Here is a 19,240-nt window from a genome sequence, read left to right on the forward strand (position 1 = left end):
TCGATGGTGTTGTCTGGGGATCGGAGGCTATGCACTTCAGGTGTTGACGCCGCCATTTATGTGCCATTAGTAGATTGCTCTTCGTTCAGTTGTTTGCCAATTAATTACCATTTCGGGCGAAGACGTGGATTATCTCCATGATGGGCCTCTTTGGGCATAATGTTGTCTTTGAACTGTCCTAATCAATAGATCGCTCTTGGGAAGAGAGGGCGACACCAGAGGGGGAGAAGGGAATTGGAGAGGAAAGTTTTCGGCGGGGGGGCAGAGAGTCGCTGCTCTCTGCCTTGCGCTGGTTCTCGGCTTCGGATGTTTATCCGTTGGCGCGACGGCCGGTGTCGCATATGCGGCCACAGCATCGCGGGCTGCGTATACTGCGGAGGAGTTTGAGATTACCCAGGACGGCGTGACCTTCTCGTGCGAGACCACGAATGAAGGCACGGCGGAAATCAAAGGTATTGTTGCCGACGACAGTGTGACCGCAGTGAGTGTGCCCGGCTCCATCGAGCATGGTGGCCAGACCTACAAAGTCACCGAATTCCGTTTCTCGTCTGATATCGTGGCCGAGAACGTTGAGCAGCTGACGCTCCCCGACACGCTCGAAAAAATGTCCGGAGGAGGGTTCTATTTCAGGAAGTTCGCAAAGCTCAAGGAGCTCCATATCCCTGGCTCTATCAAGAACTTCGATTGCCCGCTGCAAAACTCCGGCTCGCTCGAAAAGCTCTATTTCGATGAGGGCGTCGAGGAGATTAGCGCCAACATGATGGTCTATGGCTGCAGCAGCCTTTCGGAGATCGATCTCCCCTCCACCCTCAAAATGATTTCTGGCTCGGGCGCCTTCGAGGGGGCTACGGCCCTCACGGGCATCGAGTTTCCAAAAGATGTCGCCTTCTCCGACACCATAACGGGCGTGTTCGAAGGCTGCACGTCTCTGACAAGCGTGTCGCTGCCCGCTTCGGTTACCAAGATCCCCTCGCACATGTTTGACGGATGCACCTCTCTAACGTCCGTCACCGCGGTGAGTGAAATCGAATCCATCGGGGATGGGGCGTTTCAGGATTGCTCGAGTTTGACCGGCATCGATTTCCCGGGCACATTGAAGAGCATCGGATACTCTGCTTTCCAGGGGTGTGCCAACTTGGTGAGCGTGCCCGACCTGAGCAAAGTGACAAAGATGGGCAGCGCGGCTTTTCGCGAGTGCGGAAACCTGCGGGCGTCCGTGGACCTGTCCTCGCTTCAGAGCGTTCCGGGCTATGCGTTCTGCTATACGCCGGTTAAGATCGTGGGGCTTTGCGACAGCCTGAAGAGTATCGGTGACTGGGCCTTTATCTGGAGCAACGTCGCCGTCCAGCTCCCCAGGACACTTGAGACAATTGGCAACTACGCCTTCTATGACGGCACGTTGCCGGAGCAGGTTTCCATTCCAGATTCCGTGACTTCCGTTGGCACGGCAGCCTTCTCGCGCGTAGATGGCGTGAAGGATGTGACGATCGGGCGCGGCCTCACCAAAATACCCCGGGACATGTTTGACGGCAGCACGGTTCAAAAGATCACGATCGAAAACAGCAGGGACGACATCACCGGCTCGGAGAACCTTCCGAGTTCTGGCGTCGATATCGTCTACACGCGCGAGTCCATCGGTGACGGCGTCGGCGATACCGTGAGCGATGACAGCATCAAGACCCTTCAGGATCTGGTCAACGAGGCCCCCTATGGCAAGGAAACCGTCATCACCCTGAAAAAGCACGTGAAGCTCGGCTCCACGCTCACGATTCCTGCCGGGAAGATGATTAAGATCACGTCGGATGAGCCCCATACCATCTTGGCAACAAAGAATAGCGGCGTCACCGTACTGGTCAATGTTGCCGAGAGGGCATCCCTCGAGCTGTCGGGGAAGGTGTCCCTGAGTGGTCGCTACAACAAGGGCGCCATTATTTCTAGCAAGGGAGCAGTTGTGCTCTCTGACGAGGCCGTTGTGTGCGACGGTACCACGAGCGGGGATAGCGCGGGCGCCGTCGACGTGTCGGGAGAAAATGCCTCGCTTACCATGACGGGCGGCGTCATCGAGCAGTGCGAGCTGCGCCATTCGTATTGTGGTGCCGTTCGCGCGTCCAGCGGTGCTCATGTAGTTATGAGGGGTGGCGTTATCCGTAACAACGGAGTCGTTACCGGGGCCACCAATTGCTTTTGGCTTACATCTTCTGGCGTCATTTTGTGGGGCAACGCTCGCTTTGACATGAGCGGAGGCCGCATCGAGGGCAACAACGGTTATCGAGGCAGTGCGGTGCTTGCGTACGGCCAGGGTAAGGGCGAAAACCAAAGAGCCAAGTTCACGATGACTGGTGGTCAGATTTCCGGCAACAGGAGCAGTAGGCTGGAGGCGGCCTACGATCCTTCCGGAGCAGTTCATATTGAGGGCAACGCCGAGTTCACCATGACGGGTGGAAAGATTGAGAACAACGTTGCGCCTGGCAAAGGCAAAGGCGGCGGAGTGTGTGTGGTCGACCCGGGCTGTCAGAATAGCGAAAAGGGGAATACTGCTTTCATCATGCAGGGCGGGTCCATATCTGGCAACTCCGCTTCCGCCGGTGGAGGTGTCTATACCTATTCGAATGACGTCACGCTCAGCGCGGGCAAGATCGAGGGTAATACTGCTTGGAGCATGGGCGGCGGCGTGTATAGCGAAGGCAACGAGTATCTTGGCTATAGTACGCTCCATATCGAAAACGCTCTCGTTGTTGATAACCATGCGGATAAACAGGGCGGCGGCATGTGGTTCTGCCCTACCGGAGATGCCAAGGTCTACGTCCGGGACGGCGGCCTGATCGCCAAGAACACGGCCGATGAGGCGGGAGACGACTTCGTCTTCACCGGCGCCAAAGACGCCAAATACAAACTGACCTTGGCCAACCGCGCTCCGGGCGGCGGAAAGGTCAGCTGGTACAGAGACGGTGGACTGTTTAACCCCGAGGGCACCACTGCGGAAACAAACCCCGAAATCCCGCGATTCTCGCCCGATGGTGACAACGGCGAGCCCCTGTCCTTTACCGACGCCACGCCGAACGTCGCGCTTAAATCTGTGATGAGCGAGGATGTGTATAACCTCGGCGGCGGCCAGACGTCGCTGACGATCTCTGGCAATACGGCGCCGTTGGGAGGCGGCATCGGCGCCAACGGCGGTGTTGTCATCGGCAAGTCCGAGAGCATTAACATTCCAGTCGAAAAGGTCTGGGAGAACCCTAGGATTCCCCATCCTAATAAGGTCAAAGTAAATCTCAAGAACGGCGATACCGTCATCGATTCGATCACCCTGAGCGAGTCCAACGACTGGAAGGGCGTCTTCTCCAACCTGCCGCAGCGTGATGCTTCCGGCTCCGTGATCGCCTACACCGTGGCCGAGGACGCCGTCGATGGCTACAGCTCCAAGGTCTCCGGCGACGCCGAGCACGGCTTCACCTTCACCAACACCGTGAAGACGGGCGAGCTCGACGTCTCCAAGGCCGTCGCGGCGCGCGAGGGCCTGGCGGTCGACGCGGACAAGACATTTGAGTTTGCGGTCGAGGCCACCGATGCCGCGGGCCACGGCCTGTCCGGCGCCTACGGTGACGCGACGTTCGAGGACGGCAAGGCGACCCTCAAGCTCAAGGACGGCCAGACGGCGAGGATCACGGGGCTGCCCGCGGGAACCGCCTACACGGTGACCGAACGTGCCGCCGATGGCTACAAGGCCGCGGTGAACGGGGCCGAGGGATCAAAGGCCGATGGCTCCATCGCGGCAGGCCAGGTCTCCTCCGCCGCCTTCACCAACACCTTCGACCCCGCCCCCGCCACGGCGTCCGTCCCCGAGCTCACCAAGGTGCTCGCGGGCGGCCGCAAGCCCGGCCTCCGGGAGGGGGAGTTCGCCTTTGAGCTCTCCCTCGCCGACGGCGCGGGCAACGTGCTCGAGGGCTACCCGATCGAGGCGAAGAATGACAAGGACGGCAAGGTTTCCTTTGGCGAGCTCAGCTTCGCCAATCCGGGTGCCTACCACGCGACCGTGACCGAGAAGGCGAGCGGCGATGCCCTGATCGAGGACGACGCGCACGCCTACACCTTCGACGTCACGGTGACTCAGGCCGGCGCCGGCCTTAAGGCCGAGATCTCCAACGAGCGGGGCAAGAAGACCTTCACCAACACCGTGAAGACGGGCGAGCTCGACGTCTCCAAGGCCGTCGCGGCGCGCGAGGGCCTGGCGGTCGACGCGGACAAGACATTTGAGTTTGCGGTCGAGGCCACCGATGCCGCGGGCCACGGCCTGTCCGGCGCCTACGGTGACGCGACGTTCGAGGACGGCAAGGCGACCCTCAAGCTCAAGGACGGCCAGACGGCGAGGATCACGGGGCTGCCCGCGGGAACCGCCTACACGGTGACCGAACGTGCCGCCGATGGCTACAAGGCCGCGGTGAACGGGGCCGAGGGATCAAAGGCCGATGGCTCCATCGCGGCAGGCCAGGTCTCCTCCGCCGCCTTCACCAACACCTTCGACCCCGCCCCCGCCACGGCGTCCGTCCCCGAGCTCACCAAGGTGCTCGCGGGCGGCCGCAAGCCCGGCCTCCGGGAGGGGGAGTTCGCCTTTGAGCTCTCCCTCGCCGACGGCGCGGGCAACGTGCTCGAGGGCTACCCGATCGAGGCGAAGAATGACAAGGACGGCAAGGTTTCCTTTGGCGAGCTCAGCTTCGCCAATCCGGGTGCCTACCACGCGACCGTGACCGAGAAGGCGAGCGGCGATGCCCTGATCGAGGACGACGCGCACGCCTACACCTTCGACGTCACGGTGACTCAGGCCGGCGCCGGCCTTAAGGCCGAGATCTCCAACGAGCGGGGCAAGAAGACTTTCACCAACACCTTCATGCCGCACGACAACACCAAGACCGTCACCAAGGCGGACGCCTCGGGCGCCAAGGTCGATGTGGACGGCAAGCCGGTGGGCGTGGGCGATACCCTCACCTATACCATCGGCTGGGCCAACAACAGCGTCGACGACAGGGGCGCCGCGCAGGCGGCCGACGTGACGGTGACCGATGTCCTGCCCAAGGGCGTTAACTATGTTGAGGGTTCTGCCGACGGTGCCGCCTACGACGCCGCGGCGCGCACCCTTACCTGGTCGCTCGGCGAGCAGGCTGCGGGCGCCACGGGCACGCTCAGCTTTGACGTGAAGGTCTCCGCTGAAGCCGCCGTGGTCGACGGCATCTCCAACACCGCCACGGTCAAGGTGGGGGAGAACGAATCCCAGACCAACGCGACCCACAACAGCGTGTCCCGTGAGGGCAGCCTCACCGTCAAGAAGACGGTCGTCGGCGGCGACAGCCAGCGCGAGTTCGGCTTCACGGTCGCGCTGGCCGACGGGGACGGCGAGCCCGTCTCCGGCACCTTCGGCAAGGGCGAGCACGCCGTGACTTTCGCGGGCGGCAAGGCGACCTTCACGCTCAAGGACGGCGAGGAGAAGACCATCGCCGGCCTGCCCGTGGGCGCGCGCTACACCGTGACCGAGGACGCCGCCGAGGGCTACACGACCGCGGTCAACGGGGCCGACGGCTCCAAGGCCGAGGGCGCCGTGACCGAGGACGGCGCGACCGTCGCATTCACCAACACGTACGGAACGGCTACCGAGGGCAGGGACATCTCCACCGCGGGACTCTTCACCAAGACACTCGAGGGCCGCGACTGGGCGGAGGGCGACAGCTTCCAGTTCACGCTTGCGGGCGAGGACGGCGCCCCCATGCCCGAGGGCTCTGCCGACGGCTCCAAGACCGTCAGCGTGACGGCCGCCTCCGGCACCAAGGCGGGCGATAGGGTCGCCTTCGACTTCGGCCCCATCCACTACACGCTCGACGACATCAAGGACGCCGGGTTCGCCGAGGTCGGCGGCAAGCGCGTGCGCGCCAAGACCTTCACCTACACGGTGCGCGAGGTCAGGCCCGATGACGGCTCCGCCATCGCCGGCGTGGACTACGACGGCCACGTCGCCACGATGACGGTGACCGTGACCGACGACGGCTCCGGCAACCTCACGGCTACGACGCCCGCGATCGCGCAGGCGAGCGGCGGCGACTTCGTCAACACCTACACGACCGAGCTCGACTACTCGGCCCGCGCGGGCGTGCGCCTGTCCAAGACGCTCTCCGGCCGTGCCATGGAGGCGGGGCAGTTCGCCTTCACCGTGACCGCGGACGCCGAGACGGCCGCCAAGCTCGGCCTCAAGACCGGCAAGGACGCCTACGCCGTGGCCGCGGCCGATGACGGGAAGGCCGACCTGGTCGACCTCATCGGCGGTGCCGCGGAGGGCGACGTGAAGTTCACCGACGCCGACGCGGGCAAGACCTACAGCTTCACCGTCACCGAGACCAAGCTCGGCGGCGAGGGCTACACCAACGACACCGCGCCGCGCACGGTGACCATCGCGCCCGGCTACGACGCCGCGACGGGCAAGCTCACGGTCATGACCACGGTTGCCAAGGACGGTTTCGAGGTCGCCCGCAGCGAGGTCTCAACGGCAGATGACGCCACGGAGACGCCTGCGTCCGTGACGGTCGCGTTCGGGAACTCTTATGAGGCCACCGGAACGCTTGGCGGCGAGGGCAACGTGTCAATTAACGCAACCAAGACGCTGACGGGTCGCGCCGCGGCGGCGGGCGAGTTCTCGTTCTCCGTCCGCGATGCCCGGGGCAACGTGGTCGCGACCGCGTCCAACCGGGCCTCCGGCGACGGCGAGGCCGCGGGACTCGCGTTCTCGCCCATCTCCTACACCACCGACGCTCTCGAGCAGATGGTGGCGGACGGCACTGCCACCAGGGCCGCCGACGGCTCCTGGGTCATTCCCTATACCGTTTCCGAGGACGGAACGAACCAGCTGCCCGCGGGCGTGACGGCGGCCGCGTCGAGCTTCGGCATTGCGGTCAAGGTGACCGATAACGGCAAGGGCGGGCTGGATGTGGCCGTGACCTACCCCGAGGGCTCCGATGGCACGCTGTCGTTTGTGAACGGCTATAGCGCCGGCGAGGCGACGGTCGACATCGTGGGCACCAAGACGCTGGCGCTCGGCCAGGCTGGACTCGGCCTGGCGCAGGCCGACATCGCGGGCAAGTACACCTTTAAGATTGAGCCGCTGGACGGCGCGCCCGCACTGGTCGACGCCTCCGGCAAGACGGTGACCGAGGCGACCAACGACGCCGCCGGCAATATCGTGCTGGGCCACGTCACGTTTAAGCAGCCGAGCGACCTCGATGACGTCGAGATCGACGGCGACGGCCTGCGTACCAAGACGTTTGCCTACCGGGTGGGCGAGTCCGGTTCGGTCGACGGCGTGGTCAACGACGCGACGGCGACCAGGACCTTCACGGTCAGAGTGGTCGAGGACACCAACGCGGGCACGCTCGCCGCGGAGGTCCTGCCCGCAGAGGGCACGCCCGAGGGTAAGGGCGCATTCGAGTTCACCAACACCTACGGCGTGAACCCGACGCCGAGCTCCGTCACCGACCAGATCAAGGTGAGCAAGAAGCTCAAGGGCCGTGACCTGGCCGAGGGTGAGTTCGAGTTCCAGTTGGTCGAGATTGCCGCCGACGGCAGTGAGAGCGTCGCGGCAACGGGCAAGAACGCCGCCGACGGCACGGTCGCGCTCAGCCCCGTCACCTATACCGCGCCCGGCACGCACAGCTACGAGCTGCGCGAAGTCGCCGGCACGGCGGGCGGCGTGACGTACGACAGGGCGACGTACCGCGCGCGCACGACGGTCACCGATGCCGGCAACGGCACGCTCGCCGTCAGGCACGAGCTTGTGGATGCCGAGGGCAATGCCGCGGGCGACACCTCGGCGACCTTCACCAACGGCTACGAGGCCGCGCCCGTCACCCTCAAGCTGGGCGCCGCCAAGGTGCTCAAGGGCGCCGAGCTCAAGGCGGGTCAGTTTAGCTTTGAGCTCAAGAGCCGGGACGGCAAGGTCATGTCGACCGCCAGGAACGCCGCGGACGGCAGCGTCACGTTCGATGCGCTGACGTTCAAGCAGGCCGGCACCTACACCTTCACGGTGAGCGAGGTCGACGACGGCCAGGCGCACGTGACCTACGACAAGGCGGTGCACAAGATCGTCGTCACGGTGGGCGACGAGGCGGCAGACGGCACCAAGACGGGCTACCTGTCGGCGAAGGTCTCCTACGAGGGCGACGCCAACGTGCCGCCGGTCTTCACCAACAGCTACGCCGAGAATCCCGGGACCCCCGGCACCCCCGAGAACCCCGGCACGCCGGGCGGCGGCTCAGACGGCGGTTCAGATAACGGCTCCGGCAGCGGCTCTAGCGGCGACGGCTCCAAGGGCGGCATGCCCGACACCGGCGACCGCGGCCTGCCGGCGGCCGTGCTCGCGGTCATGGGCGGCACCGGCGCGCTGGCCGTCGCGGGCGGTGCGGTCCTGTACCGCAGACGCCGCTAGCGATATGGACGAGTGGGGCGAATCCATCCGACGGGTTCGCCCCACTTGCCGTGGCGGGCGGGAGCAGGTAAGATATACCGAGCGCCTAGCGCGTTCGATGGGTTCGGATGACGACATGTTCCGAATCTGGTCAGGTCCGGAAGGAAGCAGCCATAAGGAGCCTCTGTCGGGCATCCGAATCCATCGAGCGCACGGGCGCTTTTTGGTGCCGCGACATGGCCCGGCCGGCGACGAGGTATTTGGTGTCTCGCTGGTCCTCGGCTGCGCCTGCGGGATCGCTCGACTACCAAACACCTCGCCGCCGGCCGGGCCCCGTCGTCCAAAAATCACCCGTAAAGGCGCGTTTATCTAATTTAATCTATCCCTTGCGGAATGCGGCTTGCTGGTGTTGTCTGGGCATTGATGGCTGCGTGGTTCAAGAGACGGCGCATTACCATCTGTTTTTCAAGTAAAGAGGCCCGTTTCCCTGGGTTGGGGAAACGGGCCTCTTTTTGTCTCTTGGCTTGTGGATTGGCGAAGACAATAGCCGCTGGCAGCTATTTTGGGTTCCTGATGCGGCGTGTGGCCGTGGCGGTTATTCCGAGGCCTGCGGCGGCGACTGCTGCGAGTGTGATTGCGCTCGGCGCTGTGTCGCCTGTGTTTGCGAGCTTGCCGGTGGTCGTATTTGCTTGCTTCCCGCTGCTCGAGTTCGCCTGCTTGGTGGAGCTTGGCGAGGTGTCTTTACTGGTCGCGGACGAGCCGGTGGGCTGTGTCGCCTCGGCGGGTTGCGCTGAGCCGGAGGGAGGCACTGTCTCGGTCGGTTTCGTTATCTCGGGCGAGGTGGCCTTGTCTGCCGCGGCTTTCGCCTCTTCGTATGCCTTGCAGGCGTCGTCATAGGCCACTTGTGCCTTTTCCAAATCGCCGAGGAGCGCATTTCGCTTGGCTATGTCCTCGTCGATATGGGCTTTGACATTCTCCGCATCACTTTCAAGGTTATTAATCACTCTTTCCTGGCTCTCGAGCCTATGCCGAACTTGGTCAAGCTCCTCTTCACAAAACTCTTCTTGCCGTTTTGCCGCCATGATCTCCGAACGCAACTGCTTAATAGTTTCGCTAATAGCTTTGCTAGGCTCCTCGTCGCCGAGGTCCTTAAGTACCTTATCTAATTTTGCCTGAAGGCCGCTTGTCCGGTTACGGGCTTCATCGTATCTGGCTTGGGCTGCATCGACGTTCGCTTGCATGGCGGGAAGGGGTCCCCTCAATTTGGCGGCTTCCGCCACCAGCTTGTCGTAGATCTCTTGAAGAGCGGCAATGTCATCATCGATTTCCGCAAGTTTCTCGGGACTTGCGGCGTCTTTTGCGGCCTCGAGGTTTTTGAGCGCTTCCTGCATGGCTGCATACGCTTTTTCTTTTGCGGCGGCCGCGTCTTCTGTCTGCGGGGCGCCCGAATTGCCGTTGGCGGCGCTCGTCTGCGAAACGGCCGCACCGGTGGGGGAACTGGTTTCTGCCGCGATCGCCGTTGCGGGGGCGATTCCCGCGACAAGTGCCGCGGAAAGGGCGATGCCCACAGTTGCTCGTCTTGCTCTTCTTGCGAGAATGTCGTTCATCTCGGCACCTCATTTCAAGGGTCGGCGACTAACTTGGTAGCACTAATGTAAGTATACCAAGCGGTTGGCGCGCCGCTGGCCGGGCATGCACGCCTCTCCGCTTCTTTGGAAACCGAATCCCATTAGAAATGACGAGTTGTTTACGCTTCTTTTGGGGTGGCGGTACTATCATGGTTCGAATTGAATGTGGATGATGATAGGGAGCGCCTATACATGATTGAGCTGCTCAGGCGTTTTGGCGGTAAGTTTCGCCGCTATATGGTGATTGGTCCTGCGTGCAAGCTGATCGAAGTGATCTTTGACCTGCTTACGCCACTGGTGATTGCCCAGATGATCGATAAGGGCATCGGCGCACACGATGTCAACGCCGTCGTCCGTTACGGCGCGGTGCTCGCCGCCATGGCTGTGATCGGCATCTCGTTTACGCTCGTCTGCCAAAAGATGGCGGCGCTCACCTCGCAGGGCATGGGCACCGATATCCGCGGTGCGCTCTACCAGCACATCAACAAGTTGAGCTATGCCGAACTCGACCGCTTTGGCACGCCGTCGCTCATCACCCGCATCACCAACGACGTCAACCAGGTGCAGCTCGCTGTGGCGCTGGGCGTACGCATGCTCATCCGCTGGCCCTTCTTGGCGGTGGGCTCTATGTGCGCGGCCCTTGCCATCGACCTTAAGCTCGGCATCATCTTTTTGATCTGCACGCCCGCTATCGGCCTGGTGTTTTGGTTTGTCATGGCGCGCTGCATCCCGTACTACAAGCAGCTGCAGGCAAAGCTCGACCGCATTGCGCTTATCTGTCGCGAAGGCCTTTCAGGCGCTCGCGTGGTTCGCGCCTTCGTGCGCGAGGACCACGAGCGCGAGCGCTTTGCCCAAGCTGCCGATGACCAGGCCAATACTGCCATCGCGGTGGGCAAGCTCTCGTCGATTCTCAACCCCGTCACGTTTCTTGTGATGAACCTGGGCGTGTGCGCCATCCTGTGGGTGGGCGGCATCCAGGTCAACGTGGGCGAGCTTACGCAGGGCCAGGTCATGGCGTTTGTGAACTACATGACGCAGACCCTGACCTCCATCGTGTACGTCGCCAACCTGGTCGTGGTCTTTACCAAGGCGAGCGCCAGCGCGTCGCGTATCAACGAGGTGCTCAATTGCGTGCCGAGCATCACCGACGAGGACAACCAGCCGGTTGCGCTGCCCGAGCCGAGCGACCTGGCGGGTGACGCTGTTCCGGTCTCCGCGCTGAGCTTTGACCATGCGAGTTTTTCGTTTGGCGCGGGCGCGGCAAATGCCGTGAGTGATGTGACCTTGGAGCTCCCGCTGGGCAAAACGCTCGGCATTATCGGCGGTACGGGCAGCGGTAAGTCCACGCTCGTCTCGCTTATCCCGCGCCTGTACGATGCGGGCACCGGCAGTGTGAGCGTGATGGGTGCCGACGTGCGCACTTGGCCGCTCGACCAGCTGCGCCATGTGGTCGCGACCGTTCCGCAGCGAGCGTCGCTGGTGAGCGGCACCATCCGCAGCAACCTGACCTGGCGTGACGAGGCGGCGATCGACGAGGAGCTCTGGGCGGCACTCGACATGGCGCAGGCGAGTGAGTTCGTGCGCAACAAGCCGCAGGGGCTCGATGCCCCGGTCGAGGCGGGCGGCAAGAACTTTAGCGGTGGCCAGCGCCAGCGCCTGACCATCGCGCGCGCCCTGGTGGGCTCGCCACAGGTCCTGATCATGGACGACTCCGCCTCGGCGCTCGACTTTAAGACCGACGCGGCGCTTCGCCGCGCCATCCGCGAGCGCAGCGTGCGCGGTGCCGCCGAGGGCGGGCTGCCGCTCACGACCGTCATTGTGAGCCAGCGCGTCTCAACCGTGCGCGACGCCGACATGATCTGCGTGCTCGATCACGGCTCGGTCGCGGGCCTGGGCACGCACGATGAGCTCTACGCGACCTGTCAGCTCTATCGCGAGATCTGTCAGTCGCAGCTTCGCCGTGAGGAGCTCGAGGGTCAGCAGGGGAGTATGGCGCCCGCGTCCACTCTGACCGCCCCTGCGCCTACTTGCTCAAAGGAGGGCTGCTAAATGAATCCGTATACTTCTTCCGGTTCGGTCGCCACGATGACCGCTAACGTGTCCGGCAACGATAACCTCAACGACCTGGGCGACGGCCCGCGCCAACCCGGTGATCCCGAGCGCTATCCCGTGGGCGCGGTGACGCGCCGCCTGCTGGGCTATGTTCGCCCGCACCGTATTTCGTTTACGGCGTCGTTTGTGAGCGCCGCCATCTCGGTGATTCTGCAGCTCTACACGCCCATCCTCATTGGTGAGGGCATCGACCTGATCGTCGCCACCGGGCAGGTGGACTTCGATGCGCTGCTGCCGCTCGTTACCAAACTCGCGATTGTCGTGATAGGTGCTGCGGCCTTCCAGTGGCTGCAGGGCTACTGCGTCAACCGCCTGTCCTACGAAACGGTGCGCGACATGCGCGTGGAGGCGAGCGACAAACTCAGCCGCATGCCGCTTAGCTTTATCGACAGCCATGCCCACGGCGACCTTATGAGCCGCGTGGTCAACGACGTCGACCAGGTGGGCGACGGTCTGCTGCAGGGCTTCACGCAGCTCTTCACCGGTGTTATTACCATCGTGGGCACGCTCGCGTTTATGCTCTCCATTAACCTGACCATGACGCTCGTGGTGGTACTCGTCACGCCGCTTTCCATTTTTGCAGCCGGTGCTATTGCCAAGCTTTCCAACAAAAGCTTTACGGCACAGCAGCGTATTCAGGGTCAACTGGGCGGTCATATCGAGGAGTATGTGGGCGAGCAAAAGCTTGTCGACGCCTTTGCCTATGGTCCCAACGCGCAGCTGCGCTTCGATGCCCTCAATGCCGAGCTCTACACCGCGGGCGAGCGCGCGCAGTTTATGGGTTCGCTCTCCAACCCCGGTACGCGTTTTATCAACAACATCATCTATGCCGTGGTCGCCGTTATCGGCTGCGTGGGCGTGGTCACGGGCGTGCCTGCGGCGCTCACGGTGGGCGGCGTGCAGATTTTCCTGTCCTACGCCAACCAGTACACCAAGCCGTTCAACGAGGTCACCAACGTCATTACGCAGATCCAGACCGCGTACGCCTCGGCGCGCCGCATGTTTGCGCTGCTCGATGCGCGCGAGCAGGAGCCCGACGCGTCGGACGCCGTAGAGCTTGCCGCCCCGCAGGGCGAGGTCGCCTTTGAGCATGTGGACTTTAGCTACGTGCCCGACCGCAAGCTGCTGCAGGACATCTGCATCGAGGCTAAGCCCGGCATGCGCTTTGCCCTCGTCGGCCCCACGGGCTGTGGCAAGACAACGCTCATCAATTTGCTGCTGCGTTTTTACGATATCGATGCCGGTCGCATCGCGGTCGATGGCCGTTCCTCGCGTGACTACACGCGCGCAAGCCTGCGCCGTGCCTTTGGCATGGTGCTGCAGGATACGTGGCTGTTCGAGGGCACGGTGGCGGAAAACATCGCTTACGGCTGTCCCGACGCCACGCGCGAGCAGGTTATCGAGGCCGCCAAGCGCGCGCACGCGCACAAGTTTATCGTGCAGCTGCCAGGCGGCTACGACACGGTGATCGGCGAGGACGGCGGCACGTTTAGCCAGGGTCAAAAACAGCTGCTGTGCATCGCGCGCGTCATGCTCACCGACCCGGCGATTTTGCTGCTGGACGAGGCGACCTCGAGCATCGATACCCGCACCGAGCTGCAGGTGCAGGCGGCGTTCGACGAGCTCATGGCCGGTCGCACGAGCTTTGTCGTGGCGCACCGCCTGAGCACCATCCGCAACGCCGACTGCATTCTGGTGATGCGCGACGGCCAGATTATCGAGCGCGGCACGCACGATGAGCTGCTGGCGGCAGACGGCTTCTATGCCGAGCTCTACCGCAGCCAGTTCGCCCAGTGAGCAAGCCCGTGGGGCAAATTAATCAATCGACAGACGGTGGTTTACATCTGTCACGTTAGTACTAAGATATTCATCTAATAAATTGCATTAGTGGCTTTAGTTTTGGGGGAAACGAGGCAACGTGACTATGACGTGCTCTTTGGTGGTTAACAGCAAGAGCGGTAATACCAGGATGGTTTCGGGTGCGATCAAGCGCGCTCTGCAGGCTGCGGGCGTTGAGTTTGTCCATGCCGCGGCGTTGAGTGACGATGCGGATGCAGATCAGGTTGCGCTCGAGGCGCAGGGCGCCTGCGCGGCCGACACGGTGCTCGTCGGTTTTTGGTGCGACAAGGGCGCGTGCACGCCTTCGGTCGCGGCGTTGCTCTCCGCCTTGCACGGTAAGCGCGTCTTCCTGTTTGGTACCTGCGGCTTTGGCGCCGACCAGAGCTATTACCAGCAGATTATCGACCGCGTAACTTCCAATTTGGCTGGGGATGCCGAGCTTGCGGGTTGGGCGATGTGCCAGGGCAAGATGGGCCCCGCGGTCAAGCAGCGCTACGAGGCCATGCTCGAGCAAGATCCCGACAACGCCCGATTTAAGATGCTGCTCGACAACTGGGTTGCCGCAAAGGATCACCCCACCAAGGAGGATCTGGACAACATGGCTGCAGCCGCCAAAAAGGTCGTGCTGGGGGAGTAGCTTGCTGCTCGTGGTGTCGAGCGCTCCATAATACAAGTGTGAAAGCCTCGAGATTCTCGAGGCTTTTTCTTGACTGGCGACCGCGCCGTGGCAATATGAACAGTGTTCATATTGGAGGTGAGGGCATGAATAACACAGCGACGTCTAAGGAGGAAATCCTGAAGACGAGCCGTAAGCTCATTCAGGAAAACGGTTGGACCGGCGTCAACATTCGCTCAGTTGCTGCGGCATGCGGCGTGTCGGTCGGATGCATCTACAACTACTTTGATTCCAAAACAACGCTCGTGGGTGCGACCGTGGCAAGCGTGTGGGGCGACATTTTCCATCACCCCGATGACGAGGCCGTTCTGGACGACACGCTCGCGTGCATTCGCTGGATGTATCGCCAGATGGAGTACGGCTGCCAAACGTATCCGGGCTTCTTTACGCACCATTCGCTGGGATTCATGCAGCAGGATGCTGCCGACGGTAAGCGCCGCATGCATCATGCCTGGCAGCACATTCTCGATCAGCTTTGCGTGGTGCTCAAGCGTGATTCTCGGGTGCGCCCGGACGCCTTTACCGATCAGTTTTCTGCCGAGCAATTTGCCGAGGTCCTGTTCTCGCTCATGCTCTCTGCCGTGATTCGGCAAGACTTTGATCCGAGCGCCGTGCTCGAGATCACGCGTCGAACCCTCTACTAACGGTCCCCGCGTAAGGCGGGGATTTTTACGGCAAGAAGGTGAACAGCGTTCATGTTAAGGAAGTGATGTCCGGCACCAGGAAGCCAAACCGTACTTTGTGATCATTCTTTTAAGGAGGCATATATATGCGCGCTATCTTCGAAACGTTGTTTGACATCGTGTACTTGGTGACGGTCATCACCATCGGTGTCCGCATGATTCGCGGCAGCAAAGGCAATCGCCAGTTCCAGTTGTTTGGCTGGATGGCGGTCGTTTTGGGCGCCGGTGATTCGTTCCACCTGGTCCCTCGCGCGCTGGCGCTCTGCACGACGGGCTTTGACGCTTATGCCGTGCAGCTGGGTCTGGGCAAGTGGATCACCTCGATTACCATGACCGTCTTTTACGTACTGCTTTACTACGTGTGGCGCGAACGCTATCAGGTCAAGAACCACGGCGGAACGACCGCGGCAATCTTTGCGCTAGTCGCCATGCGCGTCGCGCTCTGCATGTTGCCGCAAAACCAGTGGCTCACCAACCAGACCCCACTCGAGTGGGGCATCTTGCGCAACATCCCGTTTGCCATCATGGGGCTGATGGTCATCGTGCTGTTCTATCGAAGTGCGAAGGAAAATGGCGACGAGGCCTTTCGCTGGATGTGGCTCACCATTGTGCTGAGCTTTGGCTTCTACATTCCCGTGGTCTTGTGGGCCGAGGTTATTCCGGCTATCGGCATGCTCATGATCCCCAAGACCTGCGCGTACGTCTGGACCGTGCTGATCGGCTACAACGCCATGAAGAAGGAGTGCTAGGTCCATCTTCTAAATGCTTCGCCCGCCCGGCGGCGGAATATAAGGTTTCCTGCTCTACAGTCCTGCTCGCACGGAGAGCACATTAAGTGCTCTCCGGCTCGTGCGGAACTCGCGATAAACCTTATATTCCGCCGCCGGGCGGGCGCCCCTTTATTGATGGAAGGCCTAATAAGCGGATATTTCATGCCCGGATGTATTCAGAGCGGGACGGGCTTTCCGGATGGGCGGGGTCTTGGAAAGTGTGTCCCGGAATTCGCCTTTGGAATGGGATGCAGTTTCCGGTTGAGGGGCTCAGCGGAAAATGCATCCCAGTATTCGGCTGAGAAATGGGACACGGTTTCCGGTTGAAGCCTTGGCGGAAAATGTGACCCGGAATTTGTGATCGGAGTGGGACGCGCTTTCCCATCGGTGTCACAAGCGGAAACCGCATCCCACTCCGGACCTGAAGATCGGGACACGCCTTCCAGAAGGTATGGGCTGCGAACTACACTGGGCTGCCTTAAACCCGCAAGGGGGGGGGTTAAAAATAAATGAGACTTAGGGCAGTATGTTTTAATGTCGGGGGGGGGGCGCATTCTTTTAGATATTCAAAAAAACAGACCCCCTATGAAGAAGATGCGTAGGGGGTTAGTAGTAGATATTGGATATGGCAGTCCGGTATGGGGATAAATGACCGCTTACGCCTAAATTGGTAGCGTTTGGCGCTGAGAGCTTGATAAAAATGCAGGACATCGCTAACGTTTTTGTTACGAAAAGAATTCAAATTGGCTTTATTTCGAACTCACTTTTTAGTGCCTTGCGGTGCCCGAGGAAAGCGACTGACCCTTCAGGGGATCGAATAAGGCTTCGATGGGGATGAATTAATCATTATGGCGGCGCGCGGAATCAAACGTTTTATTGCACTGCTTAGCAGTCTGGCGCTTGCGCTTGTCATAGCCCTTGCCGTTGTTTCTTTTGCTCCCCGCGCATTTGGATACACGCCTTTCGCAGTGCTTTCGGGCTCTATGGAGCCCGAGCTTCCCGTCGGCTCCATGGTGTTTGTTCGCCAGGTCGAGCCATCGGATATTACCGTGGGCGACAATGCAACCTTTTACCGATCGGACGGCGCCGTGGTGACGCACCAGGTGTACGAGATCGACCCTGTGGCGCAGACGATCAGCACGCAGGGAATCGCAAACAAAAATGCAGACGGAAGCATCATGCACGACGCCGAGCAGACGCCTTTTTCACGCGTGATCGGCGTCGTTTCTTTTTGTGTCCCTTACCTGGGCTTCGTTAACGCATATTGCACGACGATGCCCGGTTTGCTTGTTGTGGCGGCCGTTCTGGCGCTGCTGGTCGCGGCGTCGATTGTGCTCGATCGGATGGTTCCCGACGAGCCTGCGGGCAAGCATGCCCGCGCGCATGCGGGGGAGCGGCGTTCATAGCGGCAGGGGAGAGGTGTCGGCAACGGCAAGGGCCGTTGCCGGGGAAGACGATTCTCGAAAGGAAGAGAACTATGGAGAACAAGAAGAAAAAGCGCTACGGCATCGTTGCCGCCTTGCTGCTGCTGGTGCTGGCCGCCGGCGTGGGCACCTATGCATGGCTGACAGCCACGCAGACGCTGAACAACGTGTTTACGGTGGGCGCATCAACATTCCCGAAAAGAAGCCCGATCCCGACCAGCCCGATAAGCCTGGCACCGATGATAATACCGACAAAGTCTATCTGTTCGAGACCAAGTGGAAAGACAGCTCCAAGATTGTTCCCGGCTCCAGCACCGATAAGAACCCGAACGTTGGTATCGCGAGGGGCTCAGACGACGCCTACGTGTTCATCTACGTGAAGAACGCCATGGTCAAGGAGGGCACCACTGCCGAGAACACCCCGTACTTCGCCCTCAACGACAACTGGAAGCCGGTTGATGGACAGGTGACCTCCTCTGCCGACGGCCAGTACCTGAGCGGTCTGTTCATGTACGCCAAGGGTGCTACCGATGACAAACCTGTTGCCCTCTCCGCCAAGAGCGCTACTGAGGACGTCTACACCGGCGAGCTCTTTAGCAAGGTTGTGTTCCCGGGCACCCTGGAGGGCTCCATGGTCGCCACGAACCCCACGATGAAGGTTTCCGCCTACATCTTCGGAGCCGACCAGACGGACGGCAACACCAGCGCTGCTGACAACGCCGTCACTCAGGCCAAGACTTGGGCTAATACCATTAAGAACCAGTAGTAGCCCCACCTCCACCGAGATCCCGACCCGCTCCCCATCCCCATTTTCGGGTCGGGATCTCGGTCCCCCTTTGATCGACGACTGGCGAACGTAATGCTCAACAATCTTTCCGACAATCAGAAACGCACCTTGGCGCTTGCCGCGATGGCGCTGTTGGCTCTGGCGTGCCTGTGCGGCACGCTGGCTTTCACCGTTGATATGGTTCCGGCGAACAACGTCCTATCGTTTGGCAGCGTGAAGGTACGAGTCTGCGAATACACCCTAAACGAGCAGGGCGAGGAGATTCCGTTTGAGGCCGACGAGCACGGGGACTATCCCGACACCAAGGCCGGGGGCTCTGACATCAGCCGCATCGTGCGCGTGGAGAACGCCGGCGCGCAGCCTGAGTACGTTCGCGCTCGTCTGCGCATGACGTCGGTGGCGCCCGACGGTTCGAGTGCGGACGCCTCGGGCAACGTCGCCTTTCACGTGAACGCGGGCGAGGGGTCCCCGTGGATCGATGGCGGCGATGGGTGGTACTACTACCGCGGATTGGCCGGACGCGGGGGCGTGCTCGATTCCGGTGCCATGACGGAGAGCCTCATGGACTCGCTGCGATTTGTGGGCGACTACCACGATGCCGCGCGCGGCGGCTCATACAGGCTCGATATCGACGTCCAGGCCGTGCAGGCCAAAAACCAGCAGGCAAACGATACCGTCCTCGACGTGCTCGACGTCGTGGGCTGGCCGGAGGCGAACTAGCCCATGGAGATTAAGAACATGAACCGAGGCGTGCTCGGCAGGCTGATCGCTGTGGTGGCAATCGCCCTTTGCTGCGTTGTAGCGCTGCCGGCGGCAGCGTATGCCGAGGATATGCCCGAGGACAAGACCGAATTCCATATCACAAACAGGAACGACTTCCT

General features: G+C 61.6%; 10 protein-coding genes, 1 other RNA gene and 1 pseudogene. 11 read left to right on the forward strand and 1 reads right to left on the reverse strand.

Going from position 1 to position 19,240, the window contains the following annotated elements:
• The first annotated feature begins 403 nt into the window (after positions 1-403).
• Entirely contained in the window at positions 404-8,461 is an 8,058-nt protein-coding gene (locus tag ACEG18_RS09110; RefSeq protein ID WP_372542432.1) for a Spy0128 family protein, read from the forward strand.
• A gap of 94 nt (positions 8,462-8,555) precedes the next feature.
• Positions 8,556-8,651: signal recognition particle sRNA small type (gene ffs / locus ACEG18_RS09115), an RNA gene on the forward strand.
• A gap of 346 nt (positions 8,652-8,997) precedes the next feature.
• Here the strand turns inward: ffs and ACEG18_RS09120 are convergent.
• On the reverse strand, positions 8,998-10,047 hold the full coding sequence (locus ACEG18_RS09120; protein ID WP_372542434.1) for a hypothetical protein: 1,050 nt from the start codon (positions 10,045-10,047) through the stop codon (positions 8,998-9,000).
• 213 nt (positions 10,048-10,260) lie between these two features.
• On the opposite strand from ACEG18_RS09120, the gene ACEG18_RS09125 reads away from it, so the two are divergent.
• From ACEG18_RS09125 to ACEG18_RS09165, 9 genes and pseudogenes are all read left to right on the forward strand, one after another.
• Positions 10,261-12,117, forward strand: coding sequence for an ABC transporter ATP-binding protein (locus ACEG18_RS09125; RefSeq protein WP_372542436.1), 1,857 nt, complete (start codon positions 10,261-10,263; stop codon positions 12,115-12,117).
• Positions 12,118-13,977, forward strand: coding sequence for an ABC transporter ATP-binding protein (locus ACEG18_RS09130; protein ID WP_372542437.1), 1,860 nt, complete (start codon positions 12,118-12,120; stop codon positions 13,975-13,977).
• 127 nt (positions 13,978-14,104) lie between these two features.
• Positions 14,105-14,656: a flavodoxin family protein BilS gene (gene bilS / locus ACEG18_RS09135; protein ID WP_372542439.1), complete on the forward strand. Its 552-nt coding sequence runs from the start codon at positions 14,105-14,107 to the stop codon at positions 14,654-14,656.
• 125 nt (positions 14,657-14,781) lie between these two features.
• Positions 14,782-15,339: a TetR/AcrR family transcriptional regulator gene (locus ACEG18_RS09140; protein WP_372542441.1), complete on the forward strand. Its 558-nt coding sequence runs from the start codon at positions 14,782-14,784 to the stop codon at positions 15,337-15,339.
• A 125-nt stretch (positions 15,340-15,464) separates the two neighbouring features.
• Positions 15,465-16,127 carry a hypothetical protein gene (locus ACEG18_RS09145; protein ID WP_372542443.1) on the forward strand — a complete coding sequence of 221 codons (663 nt, stop codon included), beginning with the start codon at positions 15,465-15,467 and terminating at the stop codon, positions 16,125-16,127.
• Between the two features lie 869 nt (positions 16,128-16,996).
• A complete protein-coding gene (locus ACEG18_RS09150; RefSeq protein WP_372542445.1) occupies positions 16,997-17,554 on the forward strand; it encodes a signal peptidase I in 558 nt (185 codons plus the stop codon).
• A gap of 71 nt (positions 17,555-17,625) precedes the next feature.
• A pseudogene (locus tag ACEG18_RS09155) lies at positions 17,626-17,709 on the forward strand (hypothetical protein); the annotation flags it as partial.
• Positions 17,709-18,338, forward strand: coding sequence for a hypothetical protein (locus ACEG18_RS09160; RefSeq protein ID WP_372542452.1), 630 nt, complete (start codon positions 17,709-17,711; stop codon positions 18,336-18,338). The pseudogene ACEG18_RS09155 and the gene ACEG18_RS09160, both read left to right, overlap by 1 nt.
• Before the next feature lie 93 nt (positions 18,339-18,431).
• Positions 18,432-19,079: a hypothetical protein gene (locus ACEG18_RS09165; protein WP_372542447.1), complete on the forward strand. Its 648-nt coding sequence runs from the start codon at positions 18,432-18,434 to the stop codon at positions 19,077-19,079.
• Positions 19,080-19,240: the final 161 nt, after the last annotated feature.

The organism is Collinsella aerofaciens (assembly GCF_041537385.1).
GTDB classification, from domain to species: domain Bacteria; phylum Actinomycetota; class Coriobacteriia; order Coriobacteriales; family Coriobacteriaceae; genus Collinsella; species Collinsella aerofaciens_BV.

Bases quoted from the DNA above. Each gene is read 5' to 3' on its own strand.
- ACEG18_RS09120 (WP_372542434.1), bottom strand. From the start codon at position 10,047: ATGAACGACATTCTCGCAAGAAGAGCAAGACGAGCAACTGTGGGCATC.
- ACEG18_RS09125 (WP_372542436.1), top strand. From the start codon at position 10,261: ATGATTGAGCTGCTCAGGCGTTTTGGCGGTAAGTTTCGCCGCTATATG.
- ACEG18_RS09130 (WP_372542437.1), top strand. From the start codon at position 12,118: ATGAATCCGTATACTTCTTCCGGTTCGGTCGCCACGATGACCGCTAAC.
- bilS (WP_372542439.1), top strand. From the start codon at position 14,105: ATGACGTGCTCTTTGGTGGTTAACAGCAAGAGCGGTAATACCAGGATG.
- ACEG18_RS09140 (WP_372542441.1), top strand. From the start codon at position 14,782: ATGAATAACACAGCGACGTCTAAGGAGGAAATCCTGAAGACGAGCCGT.
- ACEG18_RS09145 (WP_372542443.1), top strand. From the start codon at position 15,465: ATGCGCGCTATCTTCGAAACGTTGTTTGACATCGTGTACTTGGTGACG.
- ACEG18_RS09150 (WP_372542445.1), top strand. From the start codon at position 16,997: ATGGCGGCGCGCGGAATCAAACGTTTTATTGCACTGCTTAGCAGTCTG.
- ACEG18_RS09160 (WP_372542452.1), top strand. From the start codon at position 17,709: ATGGCTGACAGCCACGCAGACGCTGAACAACGTGTTTACGGTGGGCGC.
- ACEG18_RS09165 (WP_372542447.1), top strand. From the start codon at position 18,432: ATGCTCAACAATCTTTCCGACAATCAGAAACGCACCTTGGCGCTTGCC.